We start from the raw sequence: 14,591 nt of genomic DNA on the forward strand, positions 1-14,591 counted from the left end.
ATCGCCTCGCAACGCGCTGTCTTCATCTTGCCATGCTAGCTCTATAAAATACTCTCTAGATGGTACCTCTGCATCGCGACTCGCTTCACCGTAACTTACGCCAGAAAAAGTTTGTTCAACTTCATCATCGGTGTCTTCATCTAGGTCTTCGTCGAGGGTAAGGTAGATATCCGGTGAGTTAGCAGAAGCGTTGTAAAGCGTTGTAAAGCTTTATATAGCCGGGTTCATCATCATCGCTGCTACCTGAGCCGCAAGCGCTAAGGGTTAATAGTAAGAGGGCAAAAGTGCTTAGTTTAATTGCTGGTAGGTCAAAGCCTGGGCGTTTCATTCATTCTCTCCATGATATTTATGTTTTTAACACGAGTGGATTAGTGTTAGGTGCGTATAGGCTGCAGATACAAACAGGTGTATTGCATTTTTATAACATGGCTAAGTCAGGCGTTTGTTGAAGTAGTTCAGCTTCTTTACGAAGCTTTACAATCGCTTACATGGAGTTGACATAACAAGAGTACGAGCAATAAAAAAGCAGCTAAATAAGTTAGCTGCTTTTGGTTGAATAATAGGCTTTGATTTTCGCCATTAGACTAAATGCCATAGCGGATAGGGCGTTAACTGTGCATGTTCGCAAACTTCTCAGCGAGTTGATCAAGTGTTTCTTTATGATTTGGATCAGGCAATATGCATTCTACGGGACATACTGCAACGCAACTCGGTGTGTCGTAGTGACCTACGCATTCTGTGCATTTATCCGCATGAATTTCATAGATTTCAACACCCATTTCGATTGCTTCATTCGGGCATTCCTCAGGGCATAGATCGCAGTTAATGCATTCTTCTGTAATTAAAAGTGACATCGCAATATTCCTTTGATTGGGAGAATCTACAATCAAAAGAATACGCTTATGAAACTTTGTAGGTATTGATCTTTATCAACGAAGCATTAAGAAAAGGCTTCGTTCAATATTCCTTGGGTGAACTCTTTTCGCAAATAAAAGCCTCTAGGGCGGGTTTTAATTAACCCGCCATCTTCTCCAATTGCTTCAGTTAATACGCTACCGTTCGCCGCTTTTGGTCTTAACTGCATGTATTGTCCGATCCGTGCGGTAATGCTTTCTACTTTACCAAGGGCGATTAAATCCATTAACTCTTCCCAATCTTGCCTTAATAGTGCGTCTTGCTGATGCGTAGGCTGCCATAAAAAAGCATGCCCGATGACTCTTTCAGAGATCGGTATTTCGCGTTCCCCAGCCAATGGCACCCAGAGCACTTTTTGAAGTTTATTACGCACATTACTGGTATGCCATGTTGTGCCGGCAATATTTGTTAAAGGGGCATAACACACATAGGTGGTTTCCAAGGGCGCATTCGTATAGCTCAATGGCAAGGTTTTTAGCTCGATTCCTAGGTCTGGAAAATCTTGTATGGGTTTGCTGCCGGCACTGGCACCTAAAGCTGACTCGATAAGTTGACCGCTCCAGCCTTTTTGACGTTTGAAATTTTCAGGCACCCTTACCTGCAGCTGACTAGCAAGCTCACCTAAGGTCATGCCAGCAATTGCTGCAGCCTTTTGCATAAGGTCTTGTTCGGAAGCGGGCACAGAACCTGTAATAGTTTGATTTATCACAATAATCTTGTATCTGAGAACATTTGCTTTGAATAATCTCTAGTTTATGAAAGAATGAAGGCATATTAAAGCATAACTGCGCTAGGTAATCTAAGTGATTGATACCGAAGGATTCCGCGCGAATGTTGGCATCATCATATGCAACAAACAGGGTCAAGTCTTCTGGGCTAGGCGATATGGCCAGCATTCATGGCAGTTCCCGCAAGGTGGAATTGACCAAGGCGAAACAGCCGAACAAGCTATGTACAGAGAGTTGTACGAAGAAGTTGGGTTGAAAGAAAAAGATGTAAACATCCTTGCCGTTAGCCGTAACTGGTTAAGATACAAACTTCCTAAGAGATTGATTCGCAAAGGCAGTGACCCTGTCTGTATTGGTCAAAAGCAAAAGTGGTTTTTGCTCCAACTAAGCTGTCAGGAAAAGGACGTTAATCTTGCTGCCTCTGGTCATCCAGAGTTTGACGATTGGCGTTGGGTAAGTTTTTGGTACCCTATACGCAACGTTGTATCCTTCAAGCGTGATGTCTATCGAAAAGTATTAAAAGAATTCTCTGGCATCGCCATGCCGGCTCAAAGGGCACCTGCGCCGCATAATTTTAAGAAGGGTCGAAGGCGCAAGTCCAAATAGTCTCAGCTTGAGTTACTGAAGGTCTGCTATGCTAACTAGTCTCAAACAAATAATACAAGAAGTCAGCAAGATCCCAGGCTTGGATCCTGCTCTTGCTCGTTTGGTGAGTATGGTCAAACAAACCATGAAGGTTGACTCTTGTAGCATTTACTTATCAAATTATTCTGAAGGACATTTAGTGCTTGCTGCTACTGACGGCTTGCATCCAGACGCCATCGGCAATGTTAAGATTGGTTTTTATGAAGGTTTAATCGGTTTAGTAGGCGACAGAGAAGAGCCTTTAAACATTGAAGATGCACCGGCTCACCCGCGTTTCAAGCATTATCCAGAAGTTAATGAAGACAGCTACCACGCCTTTATTGGTACCCCAATTATCTATCAGCGTAAAGTGCTGGGTGTTATCACCATGCAACAGCGTGAATCGAGACGCTTCAGTGAGGATGAAGAAGCATTTTTGGTCACCCTGGCCGCGCAAATTGCTTTAGAAATTGTCAATGCTGAAATGCGTGGAGATACGCCATCCTCTCAGCTTGATACCACACTTAGTCCGCGAACGGTTAACGGTATTCCTGGCTCCCCTGGTTTAGCAATTGGCATTGGCTTTTTAGTAAATTTCAAACATGATTTAGCACAGCTTTTGCCTCGTAAAAGTTCTGATACTAAACTTCAAATTACCCAATATCGCGATGCAGTTCACCTTACCCGAGAGCAAGTAGCTCAGCTCTCTTCTGAGCTCAACGATAAGCTACCAGAGGATGTACGGGGTATATTTCAGCTTTATCATCAGTTACTCGATGCTAATAGTTTAGGCCGAGAGGTTGAACAGGAAATTCATCAGGGCTGGGATGCCGCCACCTCGCTAAAGTTTGTGATTGAGCGTTATGCAACACGATTTGAAAATATGGAAGATCCTTACATGCGAGAGCGTGCGGTGGATATCGTCGACCTGTCAAATCGTATATTGAATAATATGTTAAAGCATGAAGGCGACCATTTTGCTGGCATACCGGCAGATCAGCCCTGTATCTTAGTTGCCCAAGAAGTCAGCGCGCCTATGTTGGCGGAGTTTCCAAGAGAGCGCCTAGCAGGCATAATTTCTATAAAGGGATCAAATAATTCACATGCGGCAATATTAGCTCGCGCGATGGGCGTGCCTGCAGTAATGGGTTTGCAGCGCGTTTCGATAAACCTGTTAAAGTCTAAAGAGTTATTTATTGATGGTTACTCTGGTGAAGTGGTTGTTAATCTTGACCCAACGGTAAAAGCCGACTATCAGCAGCTTATAGACGAAGAAGAGGCGCTGTATAAAAAAATTAGCGATGAGGGTGATAAACCCACTGTGACCGAAGACGGCCAGAAAATCTCATTGTTAGTCAATGCAGGTTTAACTGCAAATGTTGAAATGGAGCAATTTAAACAAGGGGAAGGGATCGGCTTATACCGAACCGAAATACCTTTTATGATGCGTCAGCGTTTTCCGTCAGAGCGTGAACAATGTGAGCTATACAAAAGTGTACTGTCGTCACACCCTAGTAAAGAAATAACGATGCGCACCCTTGATGTCGGTGGCGATAAGCCTCTATCGTACTTTCCCATATCAGAAGATAATCCATTTTTGGGATGGCGCGGAATTCGACTGACTCTTGACCATCCCGACATCTTTCTAGTGCAGGTCCGTGCGATGTTACGTGCGAGTATCGGGCTGACTAATTTGCACATTCTTTTGCCAATGATATCTAGCGTAAGTGAAGTAGATGAAGCAAAACGTTTAATTAAACAAGCCTTCTTAGAAGTCAAGGAAGAGGCTATGGCTGATAATCTAATGCTGTCGAAACCGGCGGTTGGAATTATGCTTGAGGTTCCATCAGTACTCTTTCAACTCGATCAGCTTGCCGAAAAAGTCGATTTTTTCTCTGTGGGTACCAATGATCTCACGCAATATTTATTAGCAGTTGATAGAAACAACGTCAGAGTCTCGTCGCTATATTCGAGCTATCATCCGTCTGTTCTTGCTGCTTTAAACCAAATTCGTCAAAGTGCCGCATTAAATAAAGTGCCGGTAACCGTCTGCGGGGAATTAGCTGGTGAGCCCTTAGGTGCAGTAATCTTAATGGCGATGGGTTTTAGAAAGCTCAGTATGAATGCTCACAGCTTGCGTAAAATTAATTGGGTTATTCGCAATACCAATATTAAAACTATCGAGGCATTGCTGCCTGAAATTTTGGCCCAGCCCAGCCCAGAGCACGTGCGAATATTATTAAATAAGTACTTGGAATCAAAGCATTTAGGTGGATTGATAAGGGCTGGCGCGGGATGATAGCAGGCATGGAGCCAGTCTTATTACTTATGCTAATTTATTTGGGTGTTGGTGCAATCGTAGGTGTTCTTGCGGGCCTTTTAGGCATTGGTGGAGGCTTAATTATTGTGCCCGCCAGTATTTATATGTTTCAGCACCTGTTGGGCATGAGTATAGAGGATGCGATGCCAATTGCTGTTGCTACCTCTCTTTCAACCGTCATCTTTACGGGACTATCTTCCGCTCGCACCCATTATCGCCTTGGTAACCTAGATCGCGATATTTTTAAATATTCAGCATTCGGTATTGCTATCGGTGCTGTGCTCGGCGCGCAGTTTGCCAGCAGTATTTCAGGTGTCGTGCTGCAGCGAATTTTTGCGGTGATTGTGATTCTAATAGCATTGCAGATGATTTTTAATCGTCATCGCAGCTCTATTCATCCAACGAGTCCGGGGATTTTGTCAGGAATTGGTTTGGGAAGCGGCTTTGTGTCTGCCATCATGGGTATTGGTGGTGGAGCACTCATTGTGCCGGCGTTGGTGTGGTTTCAAGTTAACATAAAAAAGGCGATTGGCTGCGCCAGCGCATGCGGTGTAATGATAGCGTTTTTTGGTACTATGAGCTTCATCTACGCAGGCTGGAATAAAGAGTATTTGCCTGAATATTCGTTAGGTTATGTCTATCTTCCAGCCACTATTGGCATTGTAATAACCTCTATACTGACCGCGCCCATTGGTGCTAAACTCACTAACAAACTAGATACCATAAAGCTTAAACGCATTTTTGCTGTGTTTTTGGTGCTGGTAAGCATTCGAATGATGATAGGAATTGAGTAGTCAATGGCAGATGGAACCCATTTAGTCTTCCCCACGATCAACCCCATAATTTTTGAAATTGGTCCAATTGCCCTGCGTTGGTATGGCCTGATGTACCTCATTGGTTTTGCGGCTGCTTTTTGGTTAGCCAACCGACGTTTATCTCGCACAGGCTGGAGCAAAGACCAACTTTCAGACCTTCTGTTTTGGTGTTTTATGGGCGTCATCATTGGGGGCCGCATAGGCTATGTGCTGTTTTATAACTTTTCTAATTTTCTAGATAATCCTCTTTACTTATTTAAGATTTGGGAAGGCGGTATGTCTTTTCATGGCGGGTGTCTTGGTGTAATAGGCGCGGCCTTTTTGTACGCCAAAAAGCAGGGCTGGTCATTCTTGTATGTAGGTGACTTTATTGCGCCGCTAGTGCCTATTGGTCTGGGCGCGGGTCGTATTGGTAATTTTATTAATGGCGAACTGTGGGGACGAGTAACAGATGTGCCTTGGGCATTCGTCTTCCCGGGAGCGGGTCCAGACCCTCGACATCCCTCTCAGCTCTATCAGTTTGCGCTGGAAGGCGCCGCACTGTTTGTTATTTTGTGGTTATATTCAGTAAAGCCAAGGCCTACCGGCGCAGTTGGTGGATTGTTTTTATTGGGCTACGGTAGCTTTCGATTTATTGTTGAATTTTTCCGCCAGCCAGACGCTCATTTAGCAGAGCTATATGGTTCGGTGATCACTCAAGGGCAAATGCTGAGTATTCCGATGATGTTGGCTGGACTTGGTTTGATAATTTATGCATATAAAAAGAACCCCGCGGTAGCACATGAAACGGCACCAGCAGCAAAAACTGTGAAAAAAACAAAGAGCAAGGGTAAGTAAGTGGATCAGTATGAACGTTTATGTCAGCGCTTAGTGCAAGAAGGCAAATGGGTAACTAATGAGCGCACAGGTATAAAATGCCTCACTATTATCAACGCAGATTTAGAATACGATGTGGGCGCCAATCAATTTCCACTAGTAACCACCAGAAAATGTTTTTATAAGGCGGCTATTGCTGAGCTATTAGGCTATTTGCGTGGCTATGATAATGCGGAACAATTTAGATCTATTGGTTGTAATACTTGGAATGCAAATGCCAACGAAAACCAAGCTTGGTTGAATAACCCAGCCCGTAAAGGTACCGACGACATGGGCAGAGTGTACGGTGTGCAGGGCCGCGCATGGCAAAGACCTGACGGCACTTTTTTAGATCAACTGCACAAAGTGGTGAGTAACTTGTCGCAAGGCATTGATGACCGCGGCGAAATAATTACCTTTTACAACCCAGGCGAGTTTCACTTAGGCTGTTTAAGGCCATGCATGCATACCCATACATTTTCGCTACTCGGCGATACCCTCTATCTAACGAGCTACATGCGCAGCTGTGATGTCCCGCTCGGACTGACCTTCAATATGCCTCAGTGTTTTGTTCTATTAGCGTTGATGGCGCAAATAACCGGTCACAAGCCGGGCAAAGTTTTCCATAAAATTGTGAATGCGCATATTTATGAAAATCAGCTCGAATTGATGGTCAATGAACAGTTAACACGCACGGCTTATGCATCTCCTTCGCTCATCATTAATCCCGAAATTAGTAGCTTAGAAGACTTAGAGACATGGGTAACTACGGATGATTTTCAGGTGCAAGGCTACCAACACCACCCCGCCATTTCATACCCTTTTGCAGTTTAAGAGTTAACCAGCATTTTACAGCGATCGGTCTAGGCGCATAAAAAGGTAAACTTTTGATTCATATGTGCGATACAGATAAAACACACAAGTAAACACACGCTTAAAAATCGTAATGCTATATAGGATTATACATGGCTCTTCCCGTATTGATCTGTGACGACTCATCTTTTGCTCGCAAAGCAATGGCGCGCTCCCTTCCTGACGAATGGGATGTAGACATTTCTTATGCTGTAAATGGTGAGGAGGCAATTGCTCAGATAGAGGCTGGTAAGGGTGATGTGATGTTTTTAGACTTAAATATGCCTGTCATGGACGGCTACCAAACCATGGAAATTATCCGTAAACGGGATCTACCGACTATGGTGATTGTTGTCTCTGGCGATGTGCAAGTAGAAGCTCGTAAGCGCATGATGGCGATGGGTGCTATTGATTTTATTCGTAAGCCCATTGATAACAGCAAACTGTCATCTATTTTAACAAAGTACGGTATTTATACCGGTGAAAGCTCAGCAAAAAAGCGTGCAGAAGACGAAAGCGTTAATACCGGTGATAGCATTGCTGAAAAACTCGATGCATTCAGAGAAATCGCCAATGTTGCAATGGGACGCGCAGGTGAAAATCTCGCTAAACTTTTAAATACCTTTGTCGAACTACCTATCCCAAATATTAGCATTGTGCACGCCAATGAGTTATCAATGATGCTAACTAACATAGATAATGAGCAGCAAGTATCGGCGGTCTCAAAAGGGTTTGTGAGTCCATCGATCAAGGGTGAAGCCTTAATCATCTTTAATGACGCAGATGTAACTGCTATTCAAAAGGTGTTAGGTGCCGACAAATATCAACAGGAATTGGCTGAGATTGAAGCCGTAATGGATGTGTCTAATATTATTATTGGGGCTTGTTTAAATGCTCTATCTGATCAACTGCAAGTTATTTTTACTCATAACACACCAATCTTATTAGGTGTACACTGCGATATCAACGACATTGTGGACAACAATATATCCCGCTGGGAGAAGGTATTAGTGATTGAAATTGCATATTCGGTGTCAAGTGGAAACATCAACTTTGAGCTTTTGTTGGTGATCCCTGATAGAGATATTGATGCTGCCTTTTCTCGCCTATTGGGAGCACAAAGAAGTGCCGAACAAGTCATCCCCGCAAGAGACACAATAGGATGAGCATTTTAGAGCATAGTTGGCAAGACGCACTACTTAGCTCAATTGAAGTCGGTATTGTCGTTGTAGATAAGTCCTTTTATGTGCATGAGTTCAATCAGTTTATGGAAAATCATAGCGGTGTTTTAAGTGCAGATATTAAAGGTAAAGTACTTTTTGACTTTTTTAATGAGATAGATAAAAACTGGTTAGAAAACAAATGCCAACCGGTATTTTCAATGAATACACCCGTGTTTGTCATATGGGAGCAACGTCAGTATTTGTTTGAATTTGGTACAAGCCGGCCAATAACTTCTAGCTCTGATCATATGTATCAAAACATTACTATTTTGCCAATCCCTTCCGAATCCGGTCAAACGGAACGTATCTGTCTCCTTGTGTATGACATGACCGATCAGGCTATGAGTAAAGAAAGAGCGGATAAACTAAATGAACAATTAAAAGTTATTAGCCGCATAGATGGCCTAACCGGTTTATTTAATCGTAGGTACTGGCAGGAACGCTTTGAGCGTGAATTTAAACTGACCTTTCGTAATAAAAAGCCAATTTCCGTGCTCATACTCGATATAGATCACTTCAAAAAAGTCAACGATACATATGGTCACCAGGCCGGTGATAAGGTTATTCAATCTTTGGCAATGCTAATTCGTAAAGCCACAAGGGAAACGGATATTTCCGGGCGCTATGGAGGAGAGGAGTTCGTTGTACTGCTGCCAGACACGACTGCCGACACAGCATTAATTGTAGGAGAGCGGATTAGAAAGGCTGCTCAAAGATATCTTGTTAAGCACGACAATGCAGAAATAAGCGTTACAATAAGTGCTGGAATAGCTCAATTTTCTTCTCAGTTTACACGACCTTTAATGTGGCTTGAAGCTGCAGATAAAGCCCTTTATCAGGCAAAGGAAAGTGGTCGAAATCAAGTGGTTTTAGCTGAAGCGCATGCTTAGACGGTGAAACAATAAGCGAAAGGTTAAATGCGTAATTAAAACTTAAGGACGCATACCGATAACGTCCAAGGGACAGGGTTTTCCGCCTTTTAAGTAGAGTGTATAGAGCTGGATTTCATCGCGTATACAAGCATCATGCCTGAGGCTATGCCCGCCTACGAACTGTATTTGGTAAATAATGTGCCAAAACACGCGCTCTTTGTGCGTGTACATTTGTTTGTGACTGTTATTTATGGTTGACCATTCCTCTAGGATATCCCAAATGAAATTATCCATTTCTTTAAAAGCAACACCATCCTCCCAGTAGGATTCTAAATAGAATGCTAACTGTTCTGCTTTTTTGTCCACAAATTCACTGACTAACAACTTTTTGGCCTTAAAGAATACTCTTCCCTCAGTATAGTCCGTAAGTACAGTTAACCACTGTTGAAGTGGAAATGAGTTTTAAGTGCATGAATACCTTATGAATATATAATCTCAAAATACTGCAAAACGGCTTTACCAGCCTAGGTAAGTCAGCCATCCATATATTTCTTTTGCCATATCAAGGCTAAGATCGGTATTTAAACCGAGGCTGCCGATTTGTCGCTGCCGGTAATGCGCTTTTATTTCTACCTTTGCACTTGTTTGGCGAGCGTGCTCGGTAGCCAATGCCCAAAGATTGTCTTGACTGCTAACAAGGTCGAGTAAAGGGGGGCTGATTTTAGCCATTTGTCGCGCTAAAGAATGATTGATTGTTCGCTCAGGCCAATAAAGATTATTGATGATGAGGGCGTCCAGTTGAATGCCTGAAGTATTCATGCTAATTAGCGACTGTGCGCTCATGCCTTGAGCAAAAAATACGTGATAGCCGCTTTGCTCTGTCGCCTTGATAGTCGCAAGTAAAAACGCGTTTAAATATTCATTAAATGCCTTCTGATAGTGCTCGTCATAATTGCTTTGATGAGTCTTTGCCGCCAGTTCGGTTTGCGTTTGAATAAGGTTTGAACTGGCGTTGGTGTCTGCGTTATCCAATGTGTCATCTTGTAAGTCCGTGGCAGCATCAGTAGATGCAATTTCATTGTTGTCTGCTGAAGGCTCCCCCGTATCATTTGCCGTCGAATCATCTGGAGTGAGTGCGCCTTCAGAAACTTGATGTGCCCCTTCGTTTATGAGTTTCGCCTCTGCAAGTGCCTTTTTTGCATCTACCTCTGCCATTACCATCATCAATTGCGGAGCCGGGATAACAACCGAGTTCCAACCTAAGACTGACATCTGTTTGGCGAGAGACATCAATAAGTGGATTTGTGCGCCGTTGTAAGCAACATCAGACACCAAATAAAATGTTCCCATACTTAAAGGCTTTTCAGACGCCATAGTAAATATAGGAAACTGATGTTGTTTTTCGTTTTCACTGCCTAGATGCAGGGTGACATCAATCAGGGTATATTGGTCTTCGAGCATCAGCGAAGCGATGTCGGTAGCAATGAAATCGATAGCTTGAGGTTCTTCGGATAATACTGTTTGTGCTGCTTCAGGGATATTTTCAGCAGCCGGTGGGCTTTCTTGATTCGCCTCTTCTGCGTCTTGCGCATGGGCAGAGCCTAAACAAACAATGCTGAGTGTTATCGCGATAAAAACGCATGCAAAATTCGCTTTGCTGATTGCCAAAACAGTTTGCAAAAGCCTTATCCAATAATTTATCTGTGCGGATTCTAATTTCATGCTCTTGATATCGGCATGTAGGCACATTTATTAATTGTTTTTGAATCTTTGCGAACTTAATTTGACTCGTGTTGACAGTCGCTAAAAGGATTTGGCTCTAATGTGAAATTATGTGGGCTGCTGAAGTGCATTTGCTCTTCTGTTGCGGGGTGGCGAAACGTAATGTCTTGCGCATGCAGCGTGAGCCTATTGGAGCTGCTCAATGCGTCATCAGAGGCGTAAAGCCGGTCACCTAATATAACGTGGCCAATATGTAGCATATGTACTCTGAGTTGATGCGAACGACCCGTATGGGGTTTGAGTTTTACCAAGCTAGAGTAAAGATCTTTAGAAATCACCTCATAATAGGTCAATGCAGACTTGCCATTGTTATAATCTACCATTTGCTTCGGCCGATTTGGCCAATCGCAAATTAGCGGAGCAGTGACTTCTCCTTTGCTTGGATGAAGATGACCAAACACCCGAGCAAAATAGGTTTTATCGACTTCACGCAGCTCAAACTGCTTGGATATGTGGCGGTGACTTGACTTGTTCAGGGCAAAAAGCATGATCCCCGATGTGGCCATATCAAGGCGATGAACGACTGTTGCAGTGGGGTAAACGCGCTGCACACGTAACTGCAGCGAGTCTTTATGTTCCGGTGCTTTGCCGGGCACGCTGAGCAGCCCGCTAGGTTTATCTAAGACCAACACATCATCATCGGCATACATAATCCGCAGATACGGTCGGGTGGGTGGTTGATAATTAATAATCGCCAAAGTCTTAGCCTACTGCTTTATTAATACTTGTGTATTCAGCGGCGATTATTGACGACCACTCTTACGCTGTCTAAAAATGGTTCAGCAGCGGTAATGACTTCGGTTAATTTTGCTTTTTGCACCACAATGTATTCTATTTCCTCGTCGCGAATAGCGGGGTTAACTTTCTGCAATTCAGTAAGTCTAGTTATTTCACTACTAAGATTGTTCTCGACTTTGCTCAAAGCGGCTTGTTTAATTGCTCCGAGCTGAGCGGTCGCTTCAGCCAGTGCAGACGCAATACCTTCGTTAATTTGAACTTGCAGTGCACCGATAAGCTGCTGCGCCATTTTCGGTTTTACTTTAAATATAGGTTCAAATTCTGCGTCACTGCTGTTATTTTTTGCATCGACGCAGACGCGAATCGGCGTGGCAGGCAAAAACTGATAAAGCTGCAAACTGGCCTCTGCTATGGGATTTAACAGCGCAATGATTTCAATCCAATAGGCGCCAACTGGTGTGTCTTCATGGTTCACAAAACAAATACTGCTTTTACCAATAACATCGGTCAGGACGCTGTCGATACAGTGCGTCACTAACTCGCTATCGCCGCTAAGGTACGTGAGATGCTCTAGGCGCGTGGCAACATTTCTTTTGTAAGTAATCTCCATGCCATCCTCAGGCAAACCAGGGATAGGAAACAGCATTGACTCGCCGTGCCTTAAAATAAAAGTATGATCGTCTTTTTCTTCCTGGACTACGCCTAAAGCATCAAATAAGCGTGTCATAAATTTAAGCATTTTGACCGGGTTTTCAGCCACCACGATATTGTCCATGACTTCATCGATTTTGTCGCCGCCAGAAGCATTCAGCTCCAATAAACGATCACGCCCTTGTTCTATTTGCGCCTTCAACGCTTGCGTGGAGGCATTAGCTTGTTCTACTACATCTTGCCAATTCTCTTTATCTTCAGGCGATGCCAAGGCTGCGTGAAGTTCGTCTTTAAGGCCATGCCAAACCTGCGAGCCTACTGGGCACGTTTTAGTAAATGCGCCTAAGCCATAGTGATACCAGTTGTAGAGTACCTCTTGAGCGGTATTTTCAAAATAGGGCACATGGATATTCACATCGCGGGTTTGACCAATGCGGTCTAGGCGACCAATCCGCTGTTCTAGTAAGTCGGGGTTGAGCGGTAAATCGAACAGCACTAGATGATGACTAAATTGGAAGTTACGTCCTTCACTGCCAATTTCGGAGCAAAGCATAATTTGTGCGCCATGCTCTTGAGTGGCAAAGAAATGGGCGGCTTTATCGCGCTCCACAATGCTCATGCCCTCATGAAAAACGGTGTGGCGAATACTGGTTTTCGCCCGCATATATTCAGCGATTTGCAAAGCAGTGCTGGCATAGGCACAAATTAGTAACACTTTATCTTTATGCGAAGCGATAAACTCACATAACCAGGTTACTCTTGGGTCGTAAGCTGGCCAACTTTCATCAAGCATTGCAGCGCGCTCTGGATGCAAGGCTTGATGGACGTCATCTGACATACCAAGGGCTAAGTCGTATTCTTTCGGAATGCGCTGTGGGTATGGGTTTATTTGACGAACCGGAAAGCCCGCAATGCCTGCGCGGCGGTTTCTAAACAGCAGTCGACCGGTGCCGTGTTGATCGATGAGCTCGCGCAAAAGTAAATGCCGCTGTTCTTGTTCACTTAAATCCCACTTAGACATGTCAATGCCCGGTGCACACGCAGCGATGGCCTCGATATCTTCTTCGCTGACGTCTTGTTCTTCAATAAGCGGGTGAACTGCTTCGGCAAGTTGAGCATATTGTGCCTCTTCGTTTAAAAATGCCTCGTAGTCGTGAAAACGGGCTGGGTCGAGCAAACGCAAGCGGGCAAAATGGCTTTGATGGCCAAGCTGATCTGGAGTTGCGGTGAGCAGCAAAACGCCTTTTGCAATCTTGCTCAAGCGGTCAATAGCCTGATAGCTTTCAGAGGCGCCGCCCGGTGACCAATGTAAGTGGTGAGCTTCGTCCACAACCAAAATATCCCAGTCAACTTGTGTGGCAAATTCAAGTACGTCGGCTTGCTGTATAAAGTCGGTGCTGCAAAGCACCCGCTGCTCTTGTTCAAAAGGATTTTCACCGCTTTCTTTTACCGCTTCAAGGCGCTCATCATCAAATACAGAAAAACTTAAGCTCACGCGGCGCAGCATCTCAACCAACCATTGATGCACGAGTGAATTTGGCACGCAAATCAACACGCGTTGAGCACGCCCTGTTAAAATTTGTTGATGAATAATCAGCGCGGCTTCGATGGTTTTTCCTAAGCCTACCTCATCGGCTAATAGCACCCTAGGGGCATATCGAGAGCCCACTTCATGCGCGATATGAATTTGGTGAGGAATAAGCTCAACTCTTGCGCCGACTAATCCTACGGCACCAGAGGTGGCAAATTCGTGCTGATGTTGCCAACAGGCTAAGCGTGTATCAAACCATTTGGGTGAATCGAGTTGGCCATGAGCAAGGCGTTTTTCAGGTTGATTTAACTTAACGCTGTGATCAAGCGCCACTTCTACTATCGACGCAATCTCACCGTTGTCTGCGCGTGGCCCAGAGTAGGTGACTAAACCGTCCTGTTCGATAAGCGATTCAACGGTAATTTGCCACCCGTCGACGTGGGGGGCGGGCTCTCCCTCACTTAACTGTAGGCGGGTCAGCGCATTTTGTGAAATAGCATAGTTACGTTCTTCTTGTACTGCAGGAAACAACACTGTGACGGAGCGAAAATCAACCGCCATTACAACGCCCAAACCAAGATTAGTTTCAGTATTGCTTAACCATCTTTGTCCAACCGCGAACTCACTAATATCTGCCATGTAACTTTTAACCCACTTTTTAAAATAAACGGCATGTCTAGCGATG

13 protein-coding genes are annotated in these 14,591 nt (G+C 44.2%); 7 read left to right on the forward strand and 6 right to left on the reverse strand.

Annotated features, from left to right (window positions below):
• Positions 1-608: 608 nt before the first annotated feature.
• Positions 609-854 (reverse strand): YfhL family 4Fe-4S dicluster ferredoxin, encoded by a 246-nt coding sequence (locus AB9H30_RS05640; protein ID WP_371193669.1) that lies wholly within the window; start codon positions 852-854, stop codon positions 609-611.
• An 86-nt stretch (positions 855-940) separates the two neighbouring features.
• Positions 941-1,627 (reverse strand): DNA mismatch repair endonuclease MutH, encoded by a 687-nt coding sequence (gene mutH / locus AB9H30_RS05645; RefSeq protein ID WP_371193753.1) that lies wholly within the window; start codon positions 1,625-1,627, stop codon positions 941-943.
• Positions 1,628-1,718: 91 nt separating this feature from the next.
• Between mutH and rppH the strand changes: the two genes are divergently transcribed.
• The 7 genes from rppH (at position 1,719) to AB9H30_RS05680 (ending at position 9,222) form a co-directional block, all read left to right on the forward strand.
• Positions 1,719-2,249 carry an RNA pyrophosphohydrolase gene (gene rppH / locus AB9H30_RS05650; protein ID WP_371193670.1) on the forward strand — a complete coding sequence of 177 codons (531 nt, stop codon included), beginning with the start codon at positions 1,719-1,721 and terminating at the stop codon, positions 2,247-2,249.
• A gap of 28 nt (positions 2,250-2,277) precedes the next feature.
• Positions 2,278-4,566: a phosphoenolpyruvate--protein phosphotransferase gene (gene ptsP / locus AB9H30_RS05655; RefSeq protein WP_371193671.1), complete on the forward strand. Its 2,289-nt coding sequence runs from the start codon at positions 2,278-2,280 to the stop codon at positions 4,564-4,566.
• Positions 4,567-4,574: 8 nt separating this feature from the next.
• A complete protein-coding gene (locus AB9H30_RS05660) occupies positions 4,575-5,381 on the forward strand; it encodes a sulfite exporter TauE/SafE family protein (RefSeq protein WP_371193754.1) in 807 nt (268 codons plus the stop codon).
• Positions 5,382-5,384: 3 nt separating this feature from the next.
• Positions 5,385-6,239: a prolipoprotein diacylglyceryl transferase gene (lgt, locus tag AB9H30_RS05665; RefSeq protein WP_371193672.1), complete on the forward strand. Its 855-nt coding sequence runs from the start codon at positions 5,385-5,387 to the stop codon at positions 6,237-6,239.
• Positions 6,240-7,091, forward strand: coding sequence for a thymidylate synthase (locus tag AB9H30_RS05670; RefSeq protein WP_371193673.1), 852 nt, complete (start codon positions 6,240-6,242; stop codon positions 7,089-7,091).
• A 131-nt stretch (positions 7,092-7,222) separates the two neighbouring features.
• Positions 7,223-8,275, forward strand: coding sequence for a response regulator (locus AB9H30_RS05675; RefSeq protein WP_371193674.1), 1,053 nt, complete (start codon positions 7,223-7,225; stop codon positions 8,273-8,275).
• Positions 8,272-9,222, forward strand: coding sequence for a diguanylate cyclase (locus AB9H30_RS05680; protein WP_371193675.1), 951 nt, complete (start codon positions 8,272-8,274; stop codon positions 9,220-9,222). The genes AB9H30_RS05675 and AB9H30_RS05680 overlap by 4 nt, the downstream gene beginning before the upstream one ends.
• A gap of 42 nt (positions 9,223-9,264) precedes the next feature.
• Here the strand turns inward: AB9H30_RS05680 and AB9H30_RS05685 are convergent, their stop codons facing one another.
• The 4 genes from AB9H30_RS05685 to rapA all read right to left on the reverse strand — a co-directional run bounded on the left by AB9H30_RS05685 (position 9,265) and on the right by rapA (position 14,545).
• The gene (locus tag AB9H30_RS05685) at positions 9,265-9,588 is read right to left on the reverse strand and encodes a hypothetical protein (RefSeq protein WP_371193676.1); all 324 of its coding nucleotides are present in this window, start codon (positions 9,586-9,588) and stop codon (positions 9,265-9,267) included.
• Positions 9,589-9,720: 132 nt separating this feature from the next.
• Positions 9,721-10,926 carry a hypothetical protein gene (locus AB9H30_RS05690; RefSeq protein WP_371193677.1) on the reverse strand — a complete coding sequence of 402 codons (1,206 nt, stop codon included), beginning with the start codon at positions 10,924-10,926 and terminating at the stop codon, positions 9,721-9,723.
• Positions 10,927-10,982: 56 nt separating this feature from the next.
• Positions 10,983-11,684 carry an RluA family pseudouridine synthase gene (locus AB9H30_RS05695; protein ID WP_371193678.1) on the reverse strand — a complete coding sequence of 234 codons (702 nt, stop codon included), beginning with the start codon at positions 11,682-11,684 and terminating at the stop codon, positions 10,983-10,985.
• Between the two features lie 35 nt (positions 11,685-11,719).
• The gene (gene rapA / locus AB9H30_RS05700) at positions 11,720-14,545 is read right to left on the reverse strand and encodes an RNA polymerase-associated protein RapA (protein WP_371193679.1); all 2,826 of its coding nucleotides are present in this window, start codon (positions 14,543-14,545) and stop codon (positions 11,720-11,722) included.
• Between the last annotated feature and the right edge of the window lie 46 nt (positions 14,546-14,591).

It is taken from the genome of Glaciecola sp. SC05, from assembly GCF_041380235.1.
GTDB lineage: Bacteria > Pseudomonadota > Gammaproteobacteria > Enterobacterales > Alteromonadaceae > Glaciecola.

Bases quoted from the DNA above. Each gene is read 5' to 3' on its own strand.
- AB9H30_RS05690 (WP_371193677.1), bottom strand. From the start codon at position 10,926: ATGAAATTAGAATCCGCACAGATAAATTATTGGATAAGGCTTTTGCAA.
- rapA (WP_371193679.1), bottom strand. From the start codon at position 14,545: ATGGCAGATATTAGTGAGTTCGCGGTTGGACAAAGATGGTTAAGCAAT.
- AB9H30_RS05680 (WP_371193675.1), top strand. From the start codon at position 8,272: ATGAGCATTTTAGAGCATAGTTGGCAAGACGCACTACTTAGCTCAATT.
- AB9H30_RS05640 (WP_371193669.1), bottom strand. From the start codon at position 854: ATGTCACTTTTAATTACAGAAGAATGCATTAACTGCGATCTATGCCCT.
- lgt (WP_371193672.1), top strand. From the start codon at position 5,385: ATGGCAGATGGAACCCATTTAGTCTTCCCCACGATCAACCCCATAATT.
- ptsP (WP_371193671.1), top strand. From the start codon at position 2,278: ATGCTAACTAGTCTCAAACAAATAATACAAGAAGTCAGCAAGATCCCA.
- AB9H30_RS05675 (WP_371193674.1), top strand. From the start codon at position 7,223: ATGGCTCTTCCCGTATTGATCTGTGACGACTCATCTTTTGCTCGCAAA.
- AB9H30_RS05660 (WP_371193754.1), top strand. From the start codon at position 4,575: ATGGAGCCAGTCTTATTACTTATGCTAATTTATTTGGGTGTTGGTGCA.